This window comes from Thiobacillus denitrificans DSM 12475, from assembly GCF_000376425.1.
Taxonomy (GTDB): domain Bacteria; phylum Pseudomonadota; class Gammaproteobacteria; order Burkholderiales; family Thiobacillaceae; genus Thiobacillus; species Thiobacillus denitrificans.
In genome coordinates this window covers 242,987-263,737 of sequence record NZ_AQWL01000002.1, presented here as the reverse complement: position 1 = coordinate 263,737, position 20,751 = coordinate 242,987, and the positions used below count along the sequence as shown (strand labels likewise).

Sequence of the window (20,751 nt, the reverse complement as noted above, 5' to 3'; positions counted from 1 at the left end):
CGCTAAACTACCCGTTTTCCCAAGTTTTGCAAGCTTCAGGAGCTTTTGATGAAACTCGTCGTCTCTCTGGTCGCCGCTTTGGCCGCCACCTCCGCTTTTGCCAATACCCCTGCCGCTGCCCCGGCCAGCAAAGGCGACCCCAAGGCGGCAGAAAGCATCGTCAATCAGGTTTGTGCGGCATGCCACTCGGTGGACGGCAACAGCGCGGCCGCTGCCAACCCCAAGCTGGCAGGACTCAATTCCGAATACATTTTCAAACAGCTTGCCGAGTTCAAATCGGGCGCGCGTAAAAATGCCATCATGTCGGGCATGGTCGCCAGCCTCAGCCCGCAGGACATGCAAAATCTGGCCGCCTATTACAGCGCCCAGCAACCCAAACCCGGCACTTCCAAGGATCGGGAACTGGCGTTGACCGGCCAGAAAATCTATCGCGGTGGCGTGCAGGGAGCCGGCGTACCGGCCTGTGCCTCCTGTCACGGTCCGCAAGGCAAGGGCATTCCCACCCAGTTCCCGCACCTGGCCGGCCAGCACAGCGACTACATCTACGCCCAGTTGAACAGCTTCCGCGTTGGCGAGCGTGCAAACGACGCGGCCAAGATGATGCGCAGCATCGCCGCCAAGATGACCGACGCCGACATGAAAGCAGTAGCCTCTTATATTCAGGGCTTGCGATAGCGCGTGGCTGTTGCCGCTTCGGCGGCTTTACAACCACGGTCCGCCTTTTATGCCCTTCAGGGCGCTTGCGGGTGAACTTATCCGACTTGCCTGAGTCGACGGAAGGGTGACGCAAGTCACCCTTTTTACTTGTGCCCTACAGGGTATTGCCGCCAATGAACACTGTCCCGCACTCCTTCGGCAAGTCCCTGTTCGAACTGTTGAGTTCGATGCGTTTTGCCATCAGCCTGCTGTCCATCCTCGCAGTCGCCTCGATTGTCGGCACGGTGCTGAAGCAGGCCGAACCGTACAACAACTACATCATCCAGTTCGGGCCGTTCTGGTTCCAGGTGTTTGAGAAACTGGGGCTGTACGATGTCTACCACGCCGCCTGGTTTCTGCTCATCCTGACCTTCCTCGTCGTTTCCACCAGCGTCTGCATCTACCGCAACGCGCCGAACTTCGTGCGCGAGATGAAGAGCTTTCGCGAACACGTCAGCGAACAATCGCTGAATGCGTTCAAGCACCGGCACGAAGCGGCCACGGCACTTCCGCCCGCCGCGCTCGCCGCCAGCGCGCAGCGCTATCTCGAAGGTCAGGGATACAAAGTCAAAAACCTGCCGCGCGAAGGCGGCGTGCTGCTTGCCGCCAAGGCCGGCAGCTGGAATCGCCTCGGCTATCTGCTGGCGCATTCGGCCATCGTGATGATCTGCATCGGCGGCCTGATGGACGGCAATCTGGTGTTCAAGGTGCAACAACTGCTGGGTTACAAGAAGATCGAGACGCGCGACATCCCGCAAAGCCAGGTGCCGGCGATTTCACGCCTGACCCCTTCCAACCCGTCGTTCCGCGGCAGCGTGCAAATCCCCGAAGGCTCCAGCGCGGACGTGGCCTTCCTGAACGTGGCCGACGGCTATCTGGTGCAGGATCTGCCGTTTACCGTGGCATTGAAGCAGTTCCGCATCGAGCACTACACGACCGGGCAGCCAAAAAGCTTCGAGAGCGACATCGAGCTGTTCGACCGTTCCGGCAAGAAAATCAGGGCAGCGACGATTGCCGTCAACCACCCGCTGATCCACGACGGCATCGCGATTTACCAGGCAAGCTTTGCCGATGGGGGCACCCGCCTGACGCTGCGCGGCTGGAACCTGTTCACCCCCACGGCCGCATCCTTCCCCATCGAAGGCACGGTGCTTCAGAGCGCCACGCTGACCAGTGCGGCAGGCGACTACACCCTCGAGTTCATCGATTTCCGCCCGTTCAACATCGAAAACATGGGCGGCGAAATCGCCGCGTCCGGCGACGCCATGAGCGTGCTCGGCGGCAGCCCGGTCAGCGACAACCGGCATCTGCGCAACGTCGGCCCGAGCTTCCAGTACAAGCTGCGCGACTCGCGCGGGCAGGCGCGCGAGTTTTCCAACTACATGCTGCCGCTGGAACTGGACGGCCGCTGGTACATGATGTCGGGCGTGCGCGAGTCGCCGAACGAGCCCTTCCGCTACATGCGCATGCCGCTCGATGCCGACGGCAAGATCGACAGTTTCATGCGGCTGCGCGGCGCCCTGCTGAATGCGGGGTTGCGCCCCGAAATTGCCGCGCGCTTCGCCCGCCAGGCATTGCCGAAAGACGCCTGGGGCACCGAAATCGAGGGCAAGCTGACAGCCAGCGCCGCCCAGGTGCTGGCTTTGTTTGCCGGGGGCGGCTTCCAGGCACTGGGCGGATTCATCGAGACCAAGGTGCCGGAAGCCGAACGTGAAAAGGCGGCCGGCACCTATCTGCGCATTCTGGAGCTCGCCGCGTTCGAGGCACTGCAGGTTGCCAATCGCCAGGACGGCCTGCCCGCGCCCAAGCCCGACGACGCGACCGGCTGGCTGGTACGCGACACCCTCAACAGCATGAGCGACATGTTTGTCTACGGCGCGCCGGTCTATCTGCAGCTGATGCAGTACGACGAAGTCAAGGCAAGTGGCCTGCAACTTACCCGCTCACCCGGCAAGAACGTGGTCTATTTCGGTTCGCTTTTGCTGACGCTCGGCGTATTCTTCATGCTCTACGTGCGCGAGCGCCGGGTCTGGCTGCGCATCAAACCGGGCCACGCGCTGCTGGCGATGTCGTCGGCCAAGCACACGATCGATTTCGAAAAGGAATTCACCCAACACGCACGGGCGCTGGACACCCTTGTCCAATAAGCAACCGCGCCGTAAACAATCTGGAGGCCACACCATGGAACTCGCCCTCAACCAACCCGCCCCGCTGCTGAAGCGCCTGTCGTGGTTCGACTGGCTGTTTGCCGCCATCGTCACGGCAGGCGCCTTGTTCGCCCTGTCGCGTTTCGGCGGCTTCATGGACATCTATGAAAAGGCCATCCTGTTGGCGGCGATTCCGTCGCTGGCGGTGTTCGGCTGGTTCTGGAAACCGTTCCGCCCCCTGTTCATCGTGGTCGGTGCGATCAGCCTTTTCGCCGTCAGTCAGTACCAGGGCAGCCTGACGCGCATGGAAGAGGCCTTCTTCCTCAAATACCTGATCTCCAGCCAAGCCGCGATCATGTGGATGTGCGCGCTGTTCGGGCTGGCCACGCTGGCGTACTGGGGAGGATTGCTGGCGCGCTCGGAATTCACCATGAAAACAGGCAGCACGCTGACCTGGGTCGCGGTGACCATGGGTTTCATCGGCCTGATGGTGCGCTGGTACGAGTCCTATCTCGTCGGCGCCGACGTCGGCCACATCCCGGTGTCGAATCTGTACGAGGTCTTCGTGCTGTTCTGTCTCATCACCGCGATGCTGTATCTGTATTACGAGGCGCGTTATCAGACCCGCCAGATGGGCGCCTTCGTGCTGCTGGTGATCTCCGCCGCGGTCGGCTTCATCCTGTGGTACACCTTCGACCGCGGCGCGCACGAGATCCAGCCGCTGGTGCCCGCGCTCAAATCGTGGTGGATGAAGCTGCACGTGCCCGCCAACTTCATCGGCTATGGTGCCTTCTCCATCGCCGCCATGCTCGGCGTCGCCTACCTGCTCGCCGCGCGCGGCATCCTCGCCAGCCGCCTGCCCCGGCTGGAAGTGATCGACGACGTCATGTACAAGGCCATCGCCATCGGCTTTGCCTTTTTCACCATCGCCACCATCCTCGGCGCAATGTGGGCGGCTGAAGCTTGGGGCGGCTACTGGTCGTGGGATCCGAAGGAGACCTGGGCGTTGATCGTGTGGCTGAACTACGCCGCCTGGCTGCACATCCGTTTGGTCAAGGGCCTGCGCGGACCGATGCTGGCGTGGTGGGCCGTGGTCGGCCTGTTCGTCACCGTCTTCGCCTTCATCGGCGTCAACATGTTTCTATCGGGATTGCATTCCTACGGCACACTCTAAGATCAGGCGCCCGATCGGTGTCCCTCATCCGGCATGGAACCGACGGTGCAGCCATGCGAAAAAGACTGTTTTATGTCGCCCCCCTGGCACTGGCCGCAATGGCCGCGGGAATCTGGCTGGCCCAGGCCCGCCATGTACCGCGCGCCCCTGCGCTGCCCGCTGTCGCCGCGCTGTGGCAACTCGGCTTTCCGGACATGCAGGGCCGGACACAGCAGCTGTCGCAATGGCGCGGTCAAGTCGTGGTGCTGAATTTCTGGGCCAGTTGGTGCGCGCCGTGCCGCGAGGAAATACCGGACTTTGCCGCCCTGCGCGAGCAATATCGGCCTCACGGGGTCGAATTTCTCGGCATCGCCATCGACAACCCAGCCAATGTCGCACAGTTTCTGCGGCGCCTGCCGGTCGCTTATCCGATTCTGATCGGCGAAGGCGCGGCCCATAGCCTGGCACGGCAACTTGGCAATCCGGGCGGGGCGCTGCCTTACACGATCGTGCTCGATCGCAACGGCAACATCGTGCTGAGCCACCTGGGGCGACTATCCCGCGCCACGCTTGAAGCGACGTTGCGCAAAATCGCTGCATAGTTGCGATTTAGCGTCAATATCTGGACAATTTACCTTCATTTACGGCAAACTCGCCGCCATGACGACTAAACGAACCAGCCGCGCCGCGGCTAAATCGGTCCCCAGTCCGTACCCGCATGTCCTGGTTTTGCATGGCCCCAACCTCAATTTGCTGGGTAGCCGCGAACCCGAACATTATGGTCTCGCCACGCTCGACGACATCGACCGCACCTTGGTCAACCGCGGGAAAGCCGCAGGCGCGCACGTCGAAACCTTTCAGCACAACCATGAAGGCGTCCTGATCGACCGGGTGCATCAGGCCGGGCGCGACCGCGTCGATTTCATCGTCATCAACCCGGCGGCCTACACCCATACCAGCATCGCCCTGCGCGACGCTCTGTCAGCCACCGCCATCCCTTTCGTTGAAGTTCATCTTTCCAATATCTACGCGCGCGAATCCTTCCGCCATCGCTCATATTTTTCCGGCCTCGCCGTCGGCGTGGTGTCCGGTCTGGGCGCGCACGGCTACGAACTGGCGCTGGAATACGCGCTGCGCCACCTCCAAAACAGGACCTCCTATGGATCTCAGAAAACTGAAAAAACTCATTGACCTAGTCGAAGCCTCGGGCATAGCCGAGCTGGAAATCACCGAAGGCGAAGAAAAAGTCCGCATCGCCAAAAGCATTGCGGGCGCGCCGATGATGATGGCTCCTCAACCGCAATACATCCACGCTGTCGCTCCGGCGGCAGCGGCAGCAATCGCAGCCGCCCCGGCGGAAGATGCTGTCCCCGAAGGCCACGTCGTGCGCTCGCCCATGGTGGGCACGTTCTACCGCGCCCCGGCCCCGGGTTCGAAAAACTTTGCCGAAGTGGGCCAGAGCGTAAATGCCGGCGACACGCTGTGCATCATCGAGGCGATGAAACTGCTGAATGAAATCGAAGCGGATCAGGGCGGCGTCATCAAGGCCATTCTGGTCGAAAACGGCCAACCGGTTGAGTACGGCGAGCCGCTGTTCGTAATTGGTTGAGGAAACCAGGGGCTAGGAACTAGGAATTAGGGGCCAGGGAAGCAGCGCTTCGCGTCCCCCTGATTTCATAGTGCGGCCGTAGACCGCTCGAAGCCCCCTGCCCCCTAGAACCCATCCCTTGGCCCCTACACATATGTTCAAAAAAACCCTTATCGCCAATCGCGGCAACCAGCTGCCGCCAGGCAGCGCCGCGGCGAAGCCAAAACGCGCAGCGGCCGCAGGCCGTCAGGGCGATTTTGCCGCGGAGACCTCCTATGTTTGAAAAAATCCTTATCGCCAACCGCGGCGAAATCGCCCTGAGAATCCAGCGCGCCTGCCGCGAAATGGGCATCAAGACGGTCGCCGTGTATTCCGAAGCCGACCGCGACGCCAAGTACGTGAAGCTGGCCGACGAATCGGTGTGCATCGGCCCGGCGCCGTCGGCGCAGAGCTATCTGCACGTGCCCTCGATCATCGCTGCCGCGGAAGTGACCGACGCCGCCGCCATCCACCCCGGCTACGGCTTCCTCTCGGAGAACGCCGATTTCGCCGAACGCGTGGAGTCCTCCGGCTTCGCCTTCATCGGTCCGCGTCCGGACAACATCCGCCTGATGGGCGACAAGGTTGCCGCCAAGCAGGCGATGATCGAAGCCAAGGTGCCCTGCGTGCCGGGCTCCGACGGCGCCCTGCCGGACGACCCCGATGAGATCGTCAGAACCGCCGCGCGCGTCGGCTACCCGGTCATCATCAAAGCGGCAGGCGGCGGCGGCGGGCGCGGCATGCGCGTGGTGCATACCGAGGCCGCATTGTTGAACGCGGTAAGCATGACCAAGACCGAGGCCGGCGCGGCCTTCGGCAATCCCATGGTCTACATGGAAAAATTCCTGCAGACGCCGCGCCATATCGAGATCCAGATCCTCGCCGACGAGCACGGCAACGCGGTGCACCTGGGCGAGCGCGACTGCTCGATGCAGCGCCGCCACCAGAAGGTGCTGGAAGAGGCGCCCGCGCCCGGACTCGACCCCAAGCTCAGGGACAAGATCGGCGAGCGCTGCGCCGAAGCCTGCCGCAAGATCGGCTATCGCGGCGCCGGCACCTTCGAATTCCTGTATGAAAACGGCGAGTTTTATTTCATCGAAATGAACACCCGGGTACAGGTCGAGCACCCGGTGACCGAACTCATCACCGGCATCGACATCGTGCAGACGCAGATCCGCGTCGCCGCCGGCGAAAAACTGCCGTGGAAGCAGAAGGACATCCAGTTCAAGGGCCATGCCGTCGAATGCCGCATCAACGCCGAGCACCCTACCACCTTCGTCCCCAGCCCCGGCAAACTCACCAACTATCACGCGCCCGGCGGCCCCGGCATCCGCGTCGACTCACACGTCTACCACGGCTACTACGTGCCGCCGCATTACGATTCGATGATCGGCAAGCTGATCGCCTATGGCGACACCCGCGACCAGGCCATCGCCCGCATGCGCGGTGCGCTGATGGAAATGGTGGTCGAAGGCATCCAGAGCAACATCCCGCTGCACCAGGATCTGATGAACGACGCCGCCTTCATCGCCGGCGGCACCAGCATCCATTACCTGGAGCATAAGCTGGCGGAGGAAAAGGCTTGAAGGGATAGGGAATGGAGGCAGCAGCGCTGCACAATATTCCGCCCCCAAATCCTGACCCCTAATATGCCCTGGCAATCCCTTCGCATCCACGTCGACTCCAAAGCCGCCGAGCCGCTGTCCGACGCGCTGATGGAAGCCGGTGCGCTATCGGTGTCGCTGGAAGACGCCGACGCCGGCACGGTTGACGAGACGCCGCTGTTCGGTGAACCGGATTATCCGACCGCCGAACTATGGCCGCACAGCATCGCCGTGGTGCTACTTGATGAGGATGCCGACGCGGCCGCCATCCTGGCCGCCGCCGCGCAACAGGCAGGCATCCCGATGCCGACCGGCTACACCATCGAGACCGTTGCCGACGCCGACTGGGTGCGCCTCACCCAGTCGCAATTCGACCCCATCCCGATCTCGCCGCGCCTGTGGATCGTGCCGACCTGGCACCATGCACCCGACAGTAGCGCGATCAATCTCAAGCTCGATCCCGGCCTCGCTTTCGGTACCGGCAGCCATCCAACCACGCGGCTGTGTCTGCGCTGGCTCGACGAATGCCTACAGGGCGGTGAAACCCTGCTCGACTATGGCTGCGGCTCCGGTATCCTCGCCATCGCCGCCGCCAGGCTCGGCGCACTACGGGTCGACGGCGTCGACATCGACCCGCAAGCGGTCACCGCTGCGTGCGATAACGCCACCCTGAATGGCGTGACGGCGCACTTCTGCCTGCCCGGCGAACTCACAGCAGGACAATACGACGTGGTGGTCGCCAACATCCTCACCAACCCGCTCAAGGGCATGGCGCCGCTGCTGGCAGGTCGGGTGCGGGCGGGCGGGCGGCTGGTGCTGTCGGGCATCCTGGCCGAACAGGCCGGCGACGTGATGACGGTCTACCGCGACTGGTTCGTTTTCGACCCGCCCGCAATCGACGAGGGCTGGGTACGCCTGGCTGGCGTCAAAAAGTGAATTACCGCACCACCTGTCCGCACTGCGCCAGCGTCTTCCGCCTCGGCGTCGACCAGCTCGACGCCGCGCAGGGCTGGGTGCAATGCAGTGTGTGTGGCGCCGCCTTCGATGCACGCCTGAGCCTGCTGCTGGAAGACGGTTCGCCGCTGCCCCCGGCGGCCGAACCCGGGCCGATCGAAGCCTCCCCGCCGCCGGAGACCATGGCCGCAGCCACAACGGAGCCCACCACCCCAACCGAAACGACCGCTACCGCGGAGACAACCGGGACTGAGCCTGGCGCCGTGGATGCCGCGGCGACCGAGATCGCGCGCGGCATCGTGCAGCGCGAGGCCACGCTCGACCTGGATTCGATCATCCTCATCGACCCAGAGATTCCGCTCCAGGACGATCCCGGTCCACTACCGCAGTTCCACGCGGCGCCTGCGTATCCGCCCGCCGCTGCTGCTGCCGCTGCGCCGGCCGCGCCTGCGACGCGCATCGAATACGCCGCCCCCCTCCCTGGCGCCACACCTCTCGCGTCCACACCGCGCCGCCCCCAGCCCTGGGCATGGACAGTGGCCGGCGCGTTGTTGCTGACGCTGGTGCTGGCGCAAACCGCCTATTTTCTGCGCGACACGCTGGTCAGCCGCCTGCCGCAGGCGCGCCCGGCCTTCGAGCAGGCCTGCGCCGCGCTGGGCTGCACCCTCTCGCTGCCGAAAAACCTGGCGCTGCTGCAGATCGTCGGCTCCGACCTGCAAACCGAGGCCAGCGGCCGCCTGAAGCTCACCCTTACTCTCGGCAACCGCGCCGACCACGCGCAGGCCTGGCCGGTTCTGGTCCTTACCCTGACCGACCAGCGCAACCGCCCCCTAGCGCGCCGCAGCTTCGCTCCCAGCGAATACCTCGGCGACGCCCGGCGCATTGCGGCCGGGATGCCGCCGCACAGTGAACAGGCGTTGAGCCTGCCGCTGACCGTGCGCGACCTGGCCCCGATGGGTTTCGATCTGCAACTGGCCTATTAAGCCGCTGCGCACGGCTGGCTGGCTGCCCGCTTCTTCGGTATAGTTCGCCTTCCCGTTGCGGGAGAGCGCGTGCCCGGCACGCCGCCGAAGGCGTAACCCACCCGGAATCGCTCAGGCACAAGGACCGCAACAACCGGAACACTCTGGAGAGCGCAGCCGCCGATATTTCAACCGGCGGAACTGCCACCGAAGGGGCAGCGGCCAGCATCGCAGGCCGTAATCTCTCAGGTACCAAGGACAGAGGGGTGAAGCGAGTCCGTACTTCGCCTTTTTTATTTTTGGACCTGCCATGCTCAAACAAACTCCGCTCAATGCCGCTCACCGCGAGCTTGGCGCCAAAATGGTCGATTTCGGCGGCTGGGACATGCCGGTCAACTACGGCTCGCAGATCGAGGAGCACTACGCCGTGCGCAAGGGCTGCGGCCTGTTCGACGTCTCCCACATGCTGTCGCTGGACATCAGGGGCGCCAACGTGCGCGCCTTCCTGCGCCGGCTGGTGGCGAACAACGTCGACAAGCTGCAGGTCTCCGGCAAGGCCCTGTATTCGTGCATGCTCAACGAGGCCGGCGGCGTGATCGACGACCTCATCATCTATTTCATGGACGAGAACTGGTTCCGCCTGGTAGTCAACGCCGGCACCGCGGACAAGGATCTTGCATGGATGGAGCAATGCAACGCCGACTGGGGCATGGGGCTTACACTCACGCCACGCCGCGACCTGGCGATGATCGCGATCCAGGGGCCGGACGCAACCCGGGTGCTGAACGAAGCGCTGCCCGGCGTTGACGGCCTCACCGCCAGCCTCAAGCCCTTCAGCGCCGCCGCCATGGGCGAAATGTTCATCGCCCGCACCGGTTACACCGGCGAGAACGGCTTCGAAGCGATGGTGCTGGCGAAATCCGCCCCCTTCTTCTGGAAAGCGCTGATGGAAGCCGGCGGCAAGCCGATCGGCCTGGGCGCGCGCGACACCTTGCGGCTTGAAGCCGGAATGAACCTGTACGGCCAGGACATGGACGAAACCACCTCGCCGCTGGAATCCGGTCTGGCGTGGACGGTGGACCTGAAATCCGAGCGTGACTTCATCGGCCGCAAGGCGCTGGAAGCCAGCGAGGTCACCCAACAGCTCGCAGGCCTGCTGCTGCTCGACAAGGGCGTGCTGCGCAGCCACCAGAAAGTGCTGACGAAGAACGGCGACGGCGAAATCACCTCCGGCACCTTTTCGCCTACGATGCAGCAATCCATCGCGCTCGCCCGCATCCCGCTCGGCATCGCCCCGGGCGACGAAGTCGAGGTCGATATCCGTGACAAGAGGCTGAAGGCCAAAGTGGTGAAGTACCCGTTCGTGCGCAACGGCAAGGTTTTGATTTAGGAGGGGCCAGGGGTCAGGGGCCAGGGGTCAGGGGAAACAGCACAGCGCAGCCGTTCATTCCCTGAATCCTGAATCCTGATCCCTGCCCCCTGGAATACAACGCGACCAGGAACACACAAATGAGCATCCCCGCTGACCTCAAATACACCCCCAGCCACGAATGGGTGCGCGTCGAAGCCGACGGCACGCTGACCATCGGCATCACCCACCACGCGCAGGACCTGCTCGGCGACATGGTGTTCATCGAGACCCCCGCCGCCGGCCGCACGCTGGTCAAGGGCGAGGAATGCGCAGTGGTCGAGTCGGTGAAGGCCGCGTCCGACGTCTACGCCCCGGTCGCCGGCGAAGTCGTCGCCGCCAACGCCGAAGTCGAATCCAGCCCCGAAGCGGTGAACCAGGACGCCTACGCGGCGTGGCTGTTCAAGATCAAGCCGGCCAATCCCGCCGACGTTTCCGAACTGCTCGACGCCGCGGCCTACCAGAAGCTGGTCGAGTCGGAAGCTCACTGATTTTTTCGTCTGCGAAGGACGCGAAGGTGCGCGAAGAAAGTCAAAAACCATTCGGGTTTTACTTCGCGGTTCTTCGCGTCCTTCGCGGATAACAAGGTTTTAATCATGCCCTTCATCCCCCACACCGAAGAAGACGTCTCCGCCATGCTCGGCGCTATCGGCGCTGCCAGCATCGAAGACCTGTTCGACGAAATCCCGCCCGCGCTGAAGACCGGCAAGCTGAAAGACGTGCCGGATGGATTACCGGAAATGGCGGTGGCGCGCCTGATGCAGGAGCGCGCGTCGCGGGATGGTTTCTGGTCCAGCTTCATCGGTGCCGGCGTCTACGAGCACCACATCCCCGCGGCGATCTGGCAGATCACCACGCGCGGCGAGTTCTACTCGGCCTACACGCCCTACCAGGCCGAAGCCTCGCAGGGCACGCTACAGCTGATCTACGAATACCAGACCATGATGACCCGGTTGACCGGGCTCGACGTATCCAACGCCTCGCTCTACGACGGCGCCTCGGCGCTGGCCGAGGCGGTGCTGATGGCGGTGCGCTCGCACAAGACCTCGCGCCGCGTGCTGATACCGAAGACGGTGCACCCGATCTACCGCCGTGTGGTCGACACGACAGTGAGGAACCAGGGCATCGAACTGGTCGAGCTCGACTACGATCCGGCCACCGGCAAGACCCTGTTGCCGAACGACCCCGGCAGCTTTGCCGGCCTGGCGATCCCGCAGCCCAACTTCTTCGGCGTGCTCGAAGACGTGCACGCCCTGACCGACTGGGCGCACGACAAGGGCGCGCTGGCGATCGCGCTGGTCAACCCGACCACGTTGGCGGTGCTCGAAGCGCCCGGCCAATGGGGAACGAAAGGCGCCGACATCGCGGTGGGCGAAGGCCAGCCGCTCGGCGCGCCGATGGCCTCGGGCGGTCCCTATTTCGGCTTCATGTGCTGCCGCCAGGGTTTCGTGCGGCAGATGCCGGGGCGCATCGTCGGCCGCACCGTCGACCTCGACGGCAAGCCGGGGTTCAGCCTGACGCTGCAGGCGCGCGAGCAGCACATCCGCCGCTCCAAAGCGACCTCCAACATCTGCACCAACCAGGGCCTGGTGGTCACCGCGGCGACGCAATACATGGCGTTGCTGGGGCCGCAGGGGCTGGCGAAAGTCGCTTCCGCCAGCCACGCCAATACTGTTGCGCTGGCCGGCAGGCTGGCGGCGATTCCCGGCGTGACGCGCGCGTTCGCCAGCCCCTTCTTCCACGAAGTGGTGCTGAAACTCAACGACAGTGCGAAAGACGTGCTGCGCGCGCTGCGCGCGCAGGGCATACTCGGCGGACTGGACATTTCCGGCAGGTACCCCGAACTCGGGCAGGCGATCCTGGTGTGCGCCACCGAAACCAAGACCGCCGCCGACCTTGACCACTATGTGCAACAAATGGAACGTATCCTGTCGAAGCGGCGCGAGGCACCGCCGTGCGCTTACAAGAGCTAGCTGGAGCGAAACATGAGCGAGATACTGCGCGACAAGCAATTCTGGGATATGGCCGATTCCTTCATTCAGCTGGCCAACACCCATTTGAACGAGGTGAAACCCAGCAGGGTAAGCGCCTGCGCGTTGTTTGCAGCGGCGCGGTTCAATGCCTTCGTCATCACCGCGGCGACGGAGAGCAAGGCGCAGCTGATCGCGGAGAAGGAATCCGCAATCGCCTACTTCATGAACCAATACGAAGCCATGCTGCGCGAGAACCTCGACGAGCATATGGCGCGCTATGACGCGCAGCACGGCCAGTCGTCATGAAATGCACCGGGTGAATGACCGGCCCGACATTCAATCGATTCATTCAAGGAGAGCAAACATGGCAGTGACTCTAGGCGGCACCCCCATCGACGTCGCAGGCAGTTTCCCCAAGGTCGGCGACACCGCGCCCGACTTCAAGCTGGTCAACAAGGATCTGGCCGACGTTTCGCTGGCCGATTTCGCCGGCAAGAAGAAAATCCTCAACATCGTGCCGAGCCTCGACACCCCGGTGTGCGCGACTTCGACCAAGAAGTTCAACGACGCCGCGGTCGGCAACACCGCCGTGCTCATCATCTCGGCCGACCTGCCGTTCGCGATGAGCCGTTTTTGCGGCGCCGAGAGCACCAACAACGTGGTGACACTGTCGACCATGCGCGGCGCCGAATTCATGAAGAACTACGGCATCGCCATCACCAGCGGCCCGCTCGCCGGCATCACCGCGCGCGCCGTGGTCGTGCTCGACGAGAACAACAAGGTGCTGCACGCCGAACTCGTTCCCGAGATCAAGCAGGAACCGAATTACGAGGCTGCATTGGCCGCTTTGAAGTGATTTTTTTCGTCCGCGAAGGACGCGAAGGGACGCGAAGAAACCGAAGAACCATCCCCCGGTTTTTGGGGGTTTCCCTTCGCGCCCTTCGCGGATAAATAGATTTTAACCATGCTGATATTCGACCATTCCCGCCGCGGCCGCACCGCCGCCGCCCAGCTGCCCGCCGCCGGCGGCAGTCTCGACGACCTGCCCGCGAACCTTCGCCGCAAGGATGCGCCCGCGTTGCCGGAAGTCTCCGAACTCGACGTGGTGCGCCACTACACACGGCTTTCGCAGAAGAATTTCTCGATCGACACGCAGTTCTACCCGCTCGGTTCGTGCACCATGAAGTACAACCCGCGCGCCTGCAATTCACTGGCGATGCTGCCGCAGTTCCTGGCGCGCCATCCGGCGAGCCCCGACGAGACCGGGCAGGGCTTCCTCGCCAGCATGTACGAGCTGCAGGAGATGCTGAAGGACGTCACCGGCATGTCCGGCGTGTCGATGGCGCCGATGGCCGGCGCCCACGGCGAGTTCGCCGGGGTGGCGATGATCCGTGCCTACCACGATGCGCGCGGCGACACCGCGCGGCGCGAGATCATCGTGCCGGACGCGGCGCACGGCACCAACCCGGCCACCGCGACCATGTGCGGCTATACGGTCAGGGAAATCCCCACCGATGCGACCGGCAGCGTCGACCTCGCTGCGCTGAAAGCCGCAGTCGGCCCGCACACCGCCGGGCTGATGCTGACCAACCCGTCGACGCTCGGCGTGTTCGAGAAGACCATCGCCGACATCCAGAAGATCGTCCACGACGCCGGCGGCCTGCTCTACTACGACGGCGCCAACCTCAACGCGATCCTCGGCAAGGTGCGCCCCGGCGACATGGGCTTCGATGTCATCCACATGAACCTGCACAAGACCTTCTCCACCCCGCACGGCGGTGGCGGGCCAGGCGCGGGCCCGGTGGGCGTGGCGGAACGGCTGCTGCCCTTCATGCCGATTCCGCTGGTACTGAACGAAAACGGCTTCTACCGGCTGGCGACCGAGGCCGACCTGCCGCAGTCGATCGGCCGCCTGTCGGCCAACATGGGCAACGCCGGCGTGCTGATGCGCGCCTATATCTACGCGCGCCTGCTGGGCGGCGAGGGCATGCAGCGCGTCGCCGAATACGCCACCCTCAACGCCAATTATCTAATGGTGAAACTGCGCGAAGCCGGGTTCGAGCTTGCCTACCCCGAGCGCCGCGCCAGCCACGAATTCATCGTCACGCTGAAGAAACTGAAGGACGCCACCGGCGTCACCGCGATGGATTTCGCCAAGCGCCTGCTCGACTATGGCTATCACGCACCGACCACCTACTTTCCGCTCTTGGTGCCGGAATGCCTACTGATCGAGCCGACCGAAACCGAAAGCCGCGAAACGCTGGATGGCTTCATCGAAGCCATGAAAACGATCAAACACGAGGCCGAAACCACGGCCGAACTGGTGAAGGGCGCGCCCTACAGCCTGCCGGTACGGCGCCTGGACGACGTAAAGGCCGCACGCGAACTCGATCTAGCCTACAAGCCGGCGGCACTTGCACCCTAGGGTATGAGCGACCCCGCCAGCCCGTTCAAGGGCAAGACCGGTCTGCGGCGCGTGCTGAACGCCGCGACCTACTCATGGTCGGGGCTCACCGCTGCATTCCGGCACGAGGACGCGTTCCGCCAGGAAGTGTTTCTGGCGCTGCTGCTGATTCCGCTCGCACTGGTGCTGGGCGAAACGGGCATCGCGCGCGCGCTGATGATCGGTGCGGTTCTGCTGGTGCTGATCGTCGAATTGCTGAATTCGGCAATCGAAGCGGCGGTCGACCGCATTTCCCTGGAACACAACCTGCTCATCAAGCGCGCCAAGGACATGGGCAGCGCGGCGGTGATGATCTCGCTCGTCAACGTCGCGGTCGTGTGGGCACTGGTGCTCCTGAACTGATTCCATAACCAGAATCGTGCCTATTTCGTGAATCGCCCTAAAGTTGGTGCGTTCTTGTCCGGAATAGGGGGGAGACTTTCTTTTCCTTGATCGCGTGAAACTCAAATCCGCCTGCCTCCTGCTGGGCCTGTGCCATGCCGGCGCCACTGCCGCCATTGGGCTGGGCGAAATCAGCGTACGCTCATCTCTCGGGCAGCCCCTGCACGCCACCGTTCCCCTCCTCGACATGCCTGCGGCTACAACGGCAGACTGTTTCAGCCTTGGCCCCAGCGGGGACAGCATCGTGCCGCCGCCGCACGCGCAGCTGAGCATCGAGCGCGCCGGCGGACAGGCCTTGCTGCACATACGCTCGCGCCAGGCAATCAATGATCCCATTGCGCAGTTTGTCCTGGTTTCCGACTGCGAAGCCCGTTTGCAGCGCGATTATGTCGTTTTGCTCGACCCGCCGATGGCGGTCGTAGCTCCTCTTGACCACGATGCGCCTGCCGTAACGCACACGGCCACTGAAGCGCCTCCTGTCGCAGCTTCTGCCGCAGTTCCGGCGCCACCTCCCGCCCGGCCGCAGCGCCGGGTTCAGCGCGTGTCCGCTGCCGCCGCACCGCCTGCTGCCACACCGCGCCTGGTGCTGTCGGGAAAGCGTGAGCCTCCCCGCACAGCGGATAGCGCCGCGACCCAGCCGGCCGGCACCGGGCTGCAGGATCAGGCGCACGTCCATGCCAGGGAACTCGACGCCACCGAACTGTCGGACGAAAACACGGCGTTGACCCGCAAGCTTGCACACTTGGAAGCGCAGCTGGCCGCGCTGCAGCGACGCCATGCTGAACTCGAGGCCCGTGCACATGCACGTGCAGCCACTACCACGACCGCACCGCCCCCTCCCGAACAGCCCGCGCAATGGCCACTGTACCTGCTCGCAATCGGACTGCTCAGCGGCGGCGCGCTGGCCGCCTGGCGCCGTCGTCCGGCCGCGCTGACCGCTAAAGCCGCCCGGATACAGCTGGAAACCGTCCCACTGAAAACCCTGTCCGAGATGACGCAGGCGCCAGCGGCCAAACCGGAACCTGCGCCCCAACGCATGCCGGAGATTGCGCCCCCCCCGCTGGCAGAGGAAGGGACCGAAGTCAAGGAAGACATCCTCGACCAGGCCGAGGTATTCATGGCGCACGGCCATGGCGAACTCGCAGTTCATCTGCTGCAGGAACACCTGCGCGCGGCGCCGGGCGAATCCCCGGTACCGTGGCTGCTGCTGCTCGACCTGCTGCACCGTGAAGGCGACACGGCAGGCTATACCAGCGCCAGCGACGAATGCCGCCGTTATTTCAACATCAACCTGACGGGGCACCCGGTTTCCCAGGACAACGAACAGAGCCAGGGCCTGGAAGCCTACCCGCATCTGCTGGAGCAGATGGTGAAGATATGGGGCACGCCCGATATAGGCGCCTTCTTCCACGACCTGATTTACGACAATCGTGGCGGCACGCGGATGGGGTTCGAACCCGGCGCCTACCGCGACATCCTGTTCCTGCGCGAGCTTTCCCGGCAACAGCTGGCCCTCGCTGCCTGAGCCGCACACTTCACCAAACCGTCACCCCCGCTTCATCTGCCCGTCGCACACCGGGCGCATGCTGCGCGCCATGGATGCAGCCGAATTCACCTGCCAGACGCTTCCGTCCATGCGCCCGCAGTTGCGCATTGCGGTGGTGACCGAAACCTACCCGCCCGAAGTCAATGGCGTGGCCATGACGCTGGGCCGGCTGGTCGACGGCCTGCAGGCGCGTAACCACCAGCTACAGTTGATTCGGCCCCGCCAGCACGCCGGCGATCAGCCGCACCCCACCGCTACGCTCTCCGAACACCTGCAGCGCGGCATCGCGCTGCCGCGTTACGAAGGCCTGAAAATGGGGCTGCCAGCCAAGGCTGCACTGACCCGGTTATGGACGAAACAGCGGCCGGACGTGGTGCAGATTGCCACCGAAGGCCCGCTCGGCTGGTCGGCGCTGGCCGCCGCCAACAAATTGCGTCTGCCGGTCGCAAGCGACTTCCACACCAACTTCCACAGCTACAGCAGCCACTACGGCTTCGGGCTGCTGCGCCGCGCCATCGTTGCCTATCTGCGCAAATTCCATAACAAGGCCGCCGTCACCCTGGTGCCGACCGAGGGCATCCGCCGCGAACTGATGGCGTCGGGCTATGAAAACATCGAGGTCATCGGGCGCGGGGTGGACACCAGGCTGTTTCACCCCGGTCGCCGCGACCCGGCCTTGCGCGCGCGCTGGGGGCTGACGGACGATGAAACCGCGGTGCTTTACGTGGGACGCCTGGCTGCCGAAAAAAATCTGGCGCTGCTGTTCCGCGCCTTCGACGCCATGCGCCAGGCGCATCCCGCAGTGCGCCTGGTGCTGGTGGGCGACGGCCCGGAACGCGCGCTCTGGCAAGCCAGACACCCCGACGCCATTTTTTGCGGCACCCGGATCGGCGAGGCGCTGGCCGCGCATTACGCATCGGGCGATGTGTTCCTGTTCCCCAGCCTGACCGAGACCTGGGGCAACGTGACGATCGAGGCGATGGCATCCGGCCTTGCGGTGGTGGCCTACGACTGCGCCGCCGCAGAGGAAATCATTCGCCACGGTGAAAACGGTCTCAAGGCGCCGCCCGAAGACGAGGACGCATTCATTGTCCAGGCCGTGTCGCTGGCCCCGGCCCGCGTGCTGCAGCGCCGCCTGGGTACGGCAGCCGCCACGCGCACCGCGCAATTGTCGTGGGATGCCATCGTCGACAGCTTCGAGCGGGTGCTGCTGCGTCTCGCCCACCCCCAGCCTGCAGCCGATATCCCGCTGGACTGGCCATCCACCGCCCCCAGCCGTTAGCCGTTAGCCGTTAGCCAGGAACCTGCCATGCAGCGTCGTCTGAACCTGATTGCCCATCATGGACTCAATCGCCTGGCTAGCCGCGAACATGCGTGGCTGCAACGCCTCAACGGCGCGCACCTGCCGGGCTGGGAGGTCGGCCTGCTGCGGCTCGTCAGCCGCCTCGGCGACGGCGTGTTCTGGTATGCGCTGATGCTGGCGCTATTCGCCTGGCATGGCTGGGAAGCGCTGCCGGCCGTCCTGCACATGATCGTTGCCGGCCTCGCCGGCACGCTGCTCTACAAGTGGCTGAAAGGCGCCACCGAACGCCCGCGGCCCTATCAGGTCTGCCCGTCGATCTGCTGCCTGACCGCACCGCTCGACCGTTTCAGCTTTCCCTCCGGCCACACCCTGCACGCGGTGGTGTTCAGCCTCGTCGCCACTGCGTACTACCCGGCGCTGGGATGGCTGGTATGGCCGTTCACCGCGCTCGTCGCACTGTCGCGCCTGGTGCTGGGGCTGCATTATGTGAGCGATGTACTGGTCGGCGCGCTGCTGGGCGCGGCGACCGCAGGGGTCGCGCTGGCGCTCTAGGCGGGCGACGGAAAACCTTACGCCGCTGCCTGCCGGGCAGAAGGTATTTCCTGCTTGAACAGATCCCCCGGCAACGGCATCCGGCATGCCACCAGTTCCGGCGCATGGGCGGCGATGTATTGGCGGGCCACCGTCACCGGCGGGCAATCCGCCAGCCAGGCGGGGGCTTCGCCGGCCAGTACGCGGTTCATCTGCGGCAGCCGGGCCGTGACCTCCCGAATGTAGTAATCGAACCGTGCCGACAACCTGCGGTCGAACACGCGCCCCATCCCGTGCAGCATGCCGGGCAGGCGGCTGTGGCGTAGCAGGGTTTCGGCGCCGGCCAGCTGCTTGATCGCGCGGCGGCTGGCGGTGGCGCTGCAGTCGAAATTGCGCGCCACATAGTCGACCAGCCAGTCGTCCGCCTGCAGCAGGGCGGCGGGCGGGCGGAACAGCTGCTGCGCGATATGGCGGTCCATCGCCCACTCCGAGGCGGCATGCGTCAGCATCGGCACATTCCACCACAGATGTTCGTGCGCCGGCACGAAGTGGTTGTGCGCGACGATGTCGACCCACAGATGACTCATCGCACCCACCGCGCAGGCACGTGATTCGTCGTCGCATGCCGCATCCAGCAGGGCATGGGCGGTTTCCCAGCGATGGCTGGTATCGAATGCCCGGGTACGCGCGGTGGGCCCCACCAGCGCCAGATCCGGCAGGCAGGCGCCCGCCATCACACGCTGCGGGAATTGCCGTACCGCGCGGCGTATCGCGGGATCGAGCAGCGGCACCGCCCACACCAGCAGTTGCGCAAAATACACATGCGTGTACAGGCCCCATGCCAGCGCGTCCCCCGCAAACAGGGCAGCGGGAACCGACCACAGGAATGCGGTGCGTCTCGTGTTCATGCGCGCAGCATGGCCGTGCCGCATGACCGCGCGCGGTCAGCTGCGTGAATCTTCCATGAAACCCGGCAGCGGCGGCCTGCGTATAATCCCGGCTGTCGTTTTCAACCCACAGCGCCACGCGAACCCCACCCATCATGCGTACCCTCATCTGCGGTTCCCTCGCCTTCGATTCCATCATGGTGTTCCAGGATCACTTCAAGCATCACATCCTGCCCGACAAGATCCATATGCTGAACGTGTCGTTTCTGGTGCCCGAGATGCGGCGCGAGTTCGGCGGCTGTGCCGGAAACATCGCCTACAACCTGAAGCTGCTGGGCAGCGAGCCGGTGATCATGGCGACCGTCGGCGACGATTTCGGCGTGTATGCCGATCGCCTCGACGCACTGGGCATTTCGCGCGAAGCCATTCGCCACATGGCGGGCAGCTACACCGCGCAGGCCTTCATCACCACCGATCTGGCCGACAACCAGATCACCGCATTCCATCCCGGCGCGATGAATTTCTCGCATGAAAACGATGCCTCGAAAACGCGCGACATCGGGCTCGGCATCGTCTCGCCCGATGGCCGCGACGGCATGTTGAACCACTGCCGCCAGTTTCACGCAGCGGGGATTCCGTTCGTGTTCGACCCCGGCCAGGGCATGCCGCTGTTTTCCGGCGGCGAGCTGCTGGAGATGGTCGAGCGCGCCGATTACGTGACGCTCAACGATTACGAAGCCGAGCTGCTGCAGGCGCGCACCGAATTGCCGCTCGACGCCCTGGCCGCCAAGGTGAAATGCCTGGTCGTGACGCGTGGCGAAGCCGGCTCGCATTTTTATGCCGACGGCCGGCGGATCGACATCCCCGTGGTCCCGGCCCGCGCGGTGGTCGACCCCACCGGCTGCGGCGACGCCTTCCGCGCCGGCCTGCTCTACGGCATCGCCCATGGCTGGGACTGGGAACGCACCGGTCAGCTGGCAAGCGTCATGGGTTCGATCAAAATCGAGCAACGCGGCGGGCAGAACCACAAACCCGCGCGCGCGGAGATTGCCGAGCGACTCCAGGCCACGTTCGGCAAGATGCTCTAGCGAAACAACGTGTCTGGCCGCTGCCCT

The 20,751-nt window shown here is 64.4% G+C and carries 22 protein-coding genes and 2 riboswitches; of the genes, 21 read left to right on the top strand and 1 reads right to left on the bottom strand.

The window, feature by feature from the left end; genetic code table 11:
• Nucleotides 1–48 precede the first annotated feature (48 nt).
• From B059_RS0103625 to B059_RS0103530, 20 genes are all read left to right on the top strand, one after another.
• Nucleotides 49–675: a c-type cytochrome gene (locus tag B059_RS0103625; RefSeq protein WP_018076881.1), complete on the top strand. Its 627-nt coding sequence runs from the start codon at nucleotides 49–51 to the stop codon at nucleotides 673–675.
• A gap of 155 nt (nucleotides 676–830) precedes the next feature.
• Nucleotides 831–2,843 (top strand): cytochrome c biogenesis protein ResB, encoded by a 2,013-nt coding sequence (locus B059_RS0103620; RefSeq protein WP_018076880.1) that lies wholly within the window; start codon nucleotides 831–833, stop codon nucleotides 2,841–2,843.
• 34 nt (nucleotides 2,844–2,877) lie between these two features.
• Entirely contained in the window at nucleotides 2,878–4,017 is a 1,140-nt protein-coding gene (ccsB, locus tag B059_RS0103615; protein WP_018076879.1) for a c-type cytochrome biogenesis protein CcsB, read from the top strand.
• A 98-nt stretch (nucleotides 4,018–4,115) separates the two neighbouring features.
• Nucleotides 4,116–4,598 carry a TlpA family protein disulfide reductase gene (locus B059_RS0103610; protein WP_245538723.1) on the top strand — a complete coding sequence of 161 codons (483 nt, stop codon included), beginning with the start codon at nucleotides 4,116–4,118 and terminating at the stop codon, nucleotides 4,596–4,598.
• 58 nt (nucleotides 4,599–4,656) lie between these two features.
• A complete protein-coding gene (gene aroQ, locus B059_RS0103605) occupies nucleotides 4,657–5,187 on the top strand; it encodes a type II 3-dehydroquinate dehydratase (protein WP_026177286.1) in 531 nt (176 codons plus the stop codon).
• On the top strand, nucleotides 5,156–5,605 hold the full coding sequence (accB, locus tag B059_RS0103600; protein ID WP_018076877.1) for an acetyl-CoA carboxylase biotin carboxyl carrier protein: 450 nt from the start codon (nucleotides 5,156–5,158) through the stop codon (nucleotides 5,603–5,605). Before aroQ ends, accB begins: the two co-directional genes overlap by 32 nt.
• A 133-nt stretch (nucleotides 5,606–5,738) precedes the next feature.
• Entirely contained in the window at nucleotides 5,739–5,867 is a 129-nt protein-coding gene (locus tag B059_RS21600) for a hypothetical protein (RefSeq protein ID WP_018076876.1), read from the top strand.
• Nucleotides 5,860–7,209 (top strand): acetyl-CoA carboxylase biotin carboxylase subunit, encoded by a 1,350-nt coding sequence (gene accC / locus B059_RS0103590; protein ID WP_018076875.1) that lies wholly within the window; start codon nucleotides 5,860–5,862, stop codon nucleotides 7,207–7,209. Before B059_RS21600 ends, accC begins: the two co-directional genes overlap by 8 nt.
• A 63-nt stretch (nucleotides 7,210–7,272) precedes the next feature.
• A complete protein-coding gene (gene prmA, locus B059_RS0103585) occupies nucleotides 7,273–8,163 on the top strand; it encodes a 50S ribosomal protein L11 methyltransferase (protein WP_018076874.1) in 891 nt (296 codons plus the stop codon).
• Entirely contained in the window at nucleotides 8,160–9,164 is a 1,005-nt protein-coding gene (locus tag B059_RS0103580) for a zinc-ribbon and DUF3426 domain-containing protein (protein ID WP_018076873.1), read from the top strand. Before prmA ends, B059_RS0103580 begins: the two co-directional genes overlap by 4 nt.
• A 48-nt stretch (nucleotides 9,165–9,212) precedes the next feature.
• Nucleotides 9,213–9,301: riboswitch (glycine riboswitch) on the top strand.
• Nucleotides 9,302–9,415, top strand: a riboswitch (glycine riboswitch). It begins immediately after the preceding riboswitch.
• 38 nt (nucleotides 9,416–9,453) lie between these two features.
• Complete coding sequence (gene gcvT, locus B059_RS0103575; protein ID WP_018076872.1) at nucleotides 9,454–10,533, top strand: glycine cleavage system aminomethyltransferase GcvT; 1,080 nt, start codon at nucleotides 9,454–9,456, stop codon at nucleotides 10,531–10,533.
• Between the two features lie 119 nt (nucleotides 10,534–10,652).
• Nucleotides 10,653–11,042, top strand: a complete 390-nt coding sequence (gcvH, locus tag B059_RS0103570) for a glycine cleavage system protein GcvH (RefSeq protein ID WP_018076871.1) — start codon at nucleotides 10,653–10,655, stop codon at nucleotides 11,040–11,042.
• Nucleotides 11,043–11,147: 105 nt separating this feature from the next.
• Nucleotides 11,148–12,524: an aminomethyl-transferring glycine dehydrogenase subunit GcvPA gene (gene gcvPA / locus B059_RS0103565; protein ID WP_018076870.1), complete on the top strand. Its 1,377-nt coding sequence runs from the start codon at nucleotides 11,148–11,150 to the stop codon at nucleotides 12,522–12,524.
• A gap of 12 nt (nucleotides 12,525–12,536) precedes the next feature.
• Nucleotides 12,537–12,830, top strand: coding sequence for a DUF3144 domain-containing protein (locus B059_RS0103560; protein ID WP_018076869.1), 294 nt, complete (start codon nucleotides 12,537–12,539; stop codon nucleotides 12,828–12,830).
• A gap of 58 nt (nucleotides 12,831–12,888) precedes the next feature.
• Complete coding sequence (gene tpx / locus B059_RS0103555; protein ID WP_018076868.1) at nucleotides 12,889–13,380, top strand: thiol peroxidase; 492 nt, start codon at nucleotides 12,889–12,891, stop codon at nucleotides 13,378–13,380.
• 108 nt (nucleotides 13,381–13,488) lie between these two features.
• A complete protein-coding gene (gene gcvPB / locus B059_RS0103550; RefSeq protein WP_018076867.1) occupies nucleotides 13,489–14,949 on the top strand; it encodes an aminomethyl-transferring glycine dehydrogenase subunit GcvPB in 1,461 nt (486 codons plus the stop codon).
• Between the two features lie 3 nt (nucleotides 14,950–14,952).
• On the top strand, nucleotides 14,953–15,330 hold the full coding sequence (locus B059_RS0103545; RefSeq protein WP_018076866.1) for a diacylglycerol kinase: 378 nt from the start codon (nucleotides 14,953–14,955) through the stop codon (nucleotides 15,328–15,330).
• A gap of 94 nt (nucleotides 15,331–15,424) precedes the next feature.
• Nucleotides 15,425–16,894: a type IV pilus assembly protein FimV gene (locus B059_RS0103540; protein WP_018076865.1), complete on the top strand. Its 1,470-nt coding sequence runs from the start codon at nucleotides 15,425–15,427 to the stop codon at nucleotides 16,892–16,894.
• A gap of 58 nt (nucleotides 16,895–16,952) precedes the next feature.
• A complete protein-coding gene (locus tag B059_RS0103535) occupies nucleotides 16,953–18,197 on the top strand; it encodes a glycosyltransferase family 4 protein (protein ID WP_018076864.1) in 1,245 nt (414 codons plus the stop codon).
• Nucleotides 18,198–18,224: 27 nt separating this feature from the next.
• Complete coding sequence (locus tag B059_RS0103530) at nucleotides 18,225–18,770, top strand: phosphatase PAP2 family protein (RefSeq protein WP_018076863.1); 546 nt, start codon at nucleotides 18,225–18,227, stop codon at nucleotides 18,768–18,770.
• A 17-nt stretch (nucleotides 18,771–18,787) separates the two neighbouring features.
• Here B059_RS0103530 and B059_RS18575 read toward each other — a convergent pair whose 3' ends face one another.
• Nucleotides 18,788–19,657 carry a zinc dependent phospholipase C family protein gene (locus B059_RS18575; protein WP_038058144.1) on the bottom strand — a complete coding sequence of 290 codons (870 nt, stop codon included), beginning with the start codon at nucleotides 19,655–19,657 and terminating at the stop codon, nucleotides 18,788–18,790.
• A 134-nt stretch (nucleotides 19,658–19,791) separates the two neighbouring features.
• Here B059_RS18575 and B059_RS0103520 point away from each other — a divergent pair, with 134 nt between their 5' ends.
• Nucleotides 19,792–20,724, top strand: a complete 933-nt coding sequence (locus tag B059_RS0103520; protein WP_018076861.1) for a carbohydrate kinase family protein — start codon at nucleotides 19,792–19,794, stop codon at nucleotides 20,722–20,724.
• The last annotated feature ends 27 nt before the right edge of the window (nucleotides 20,725–20,751 follow it).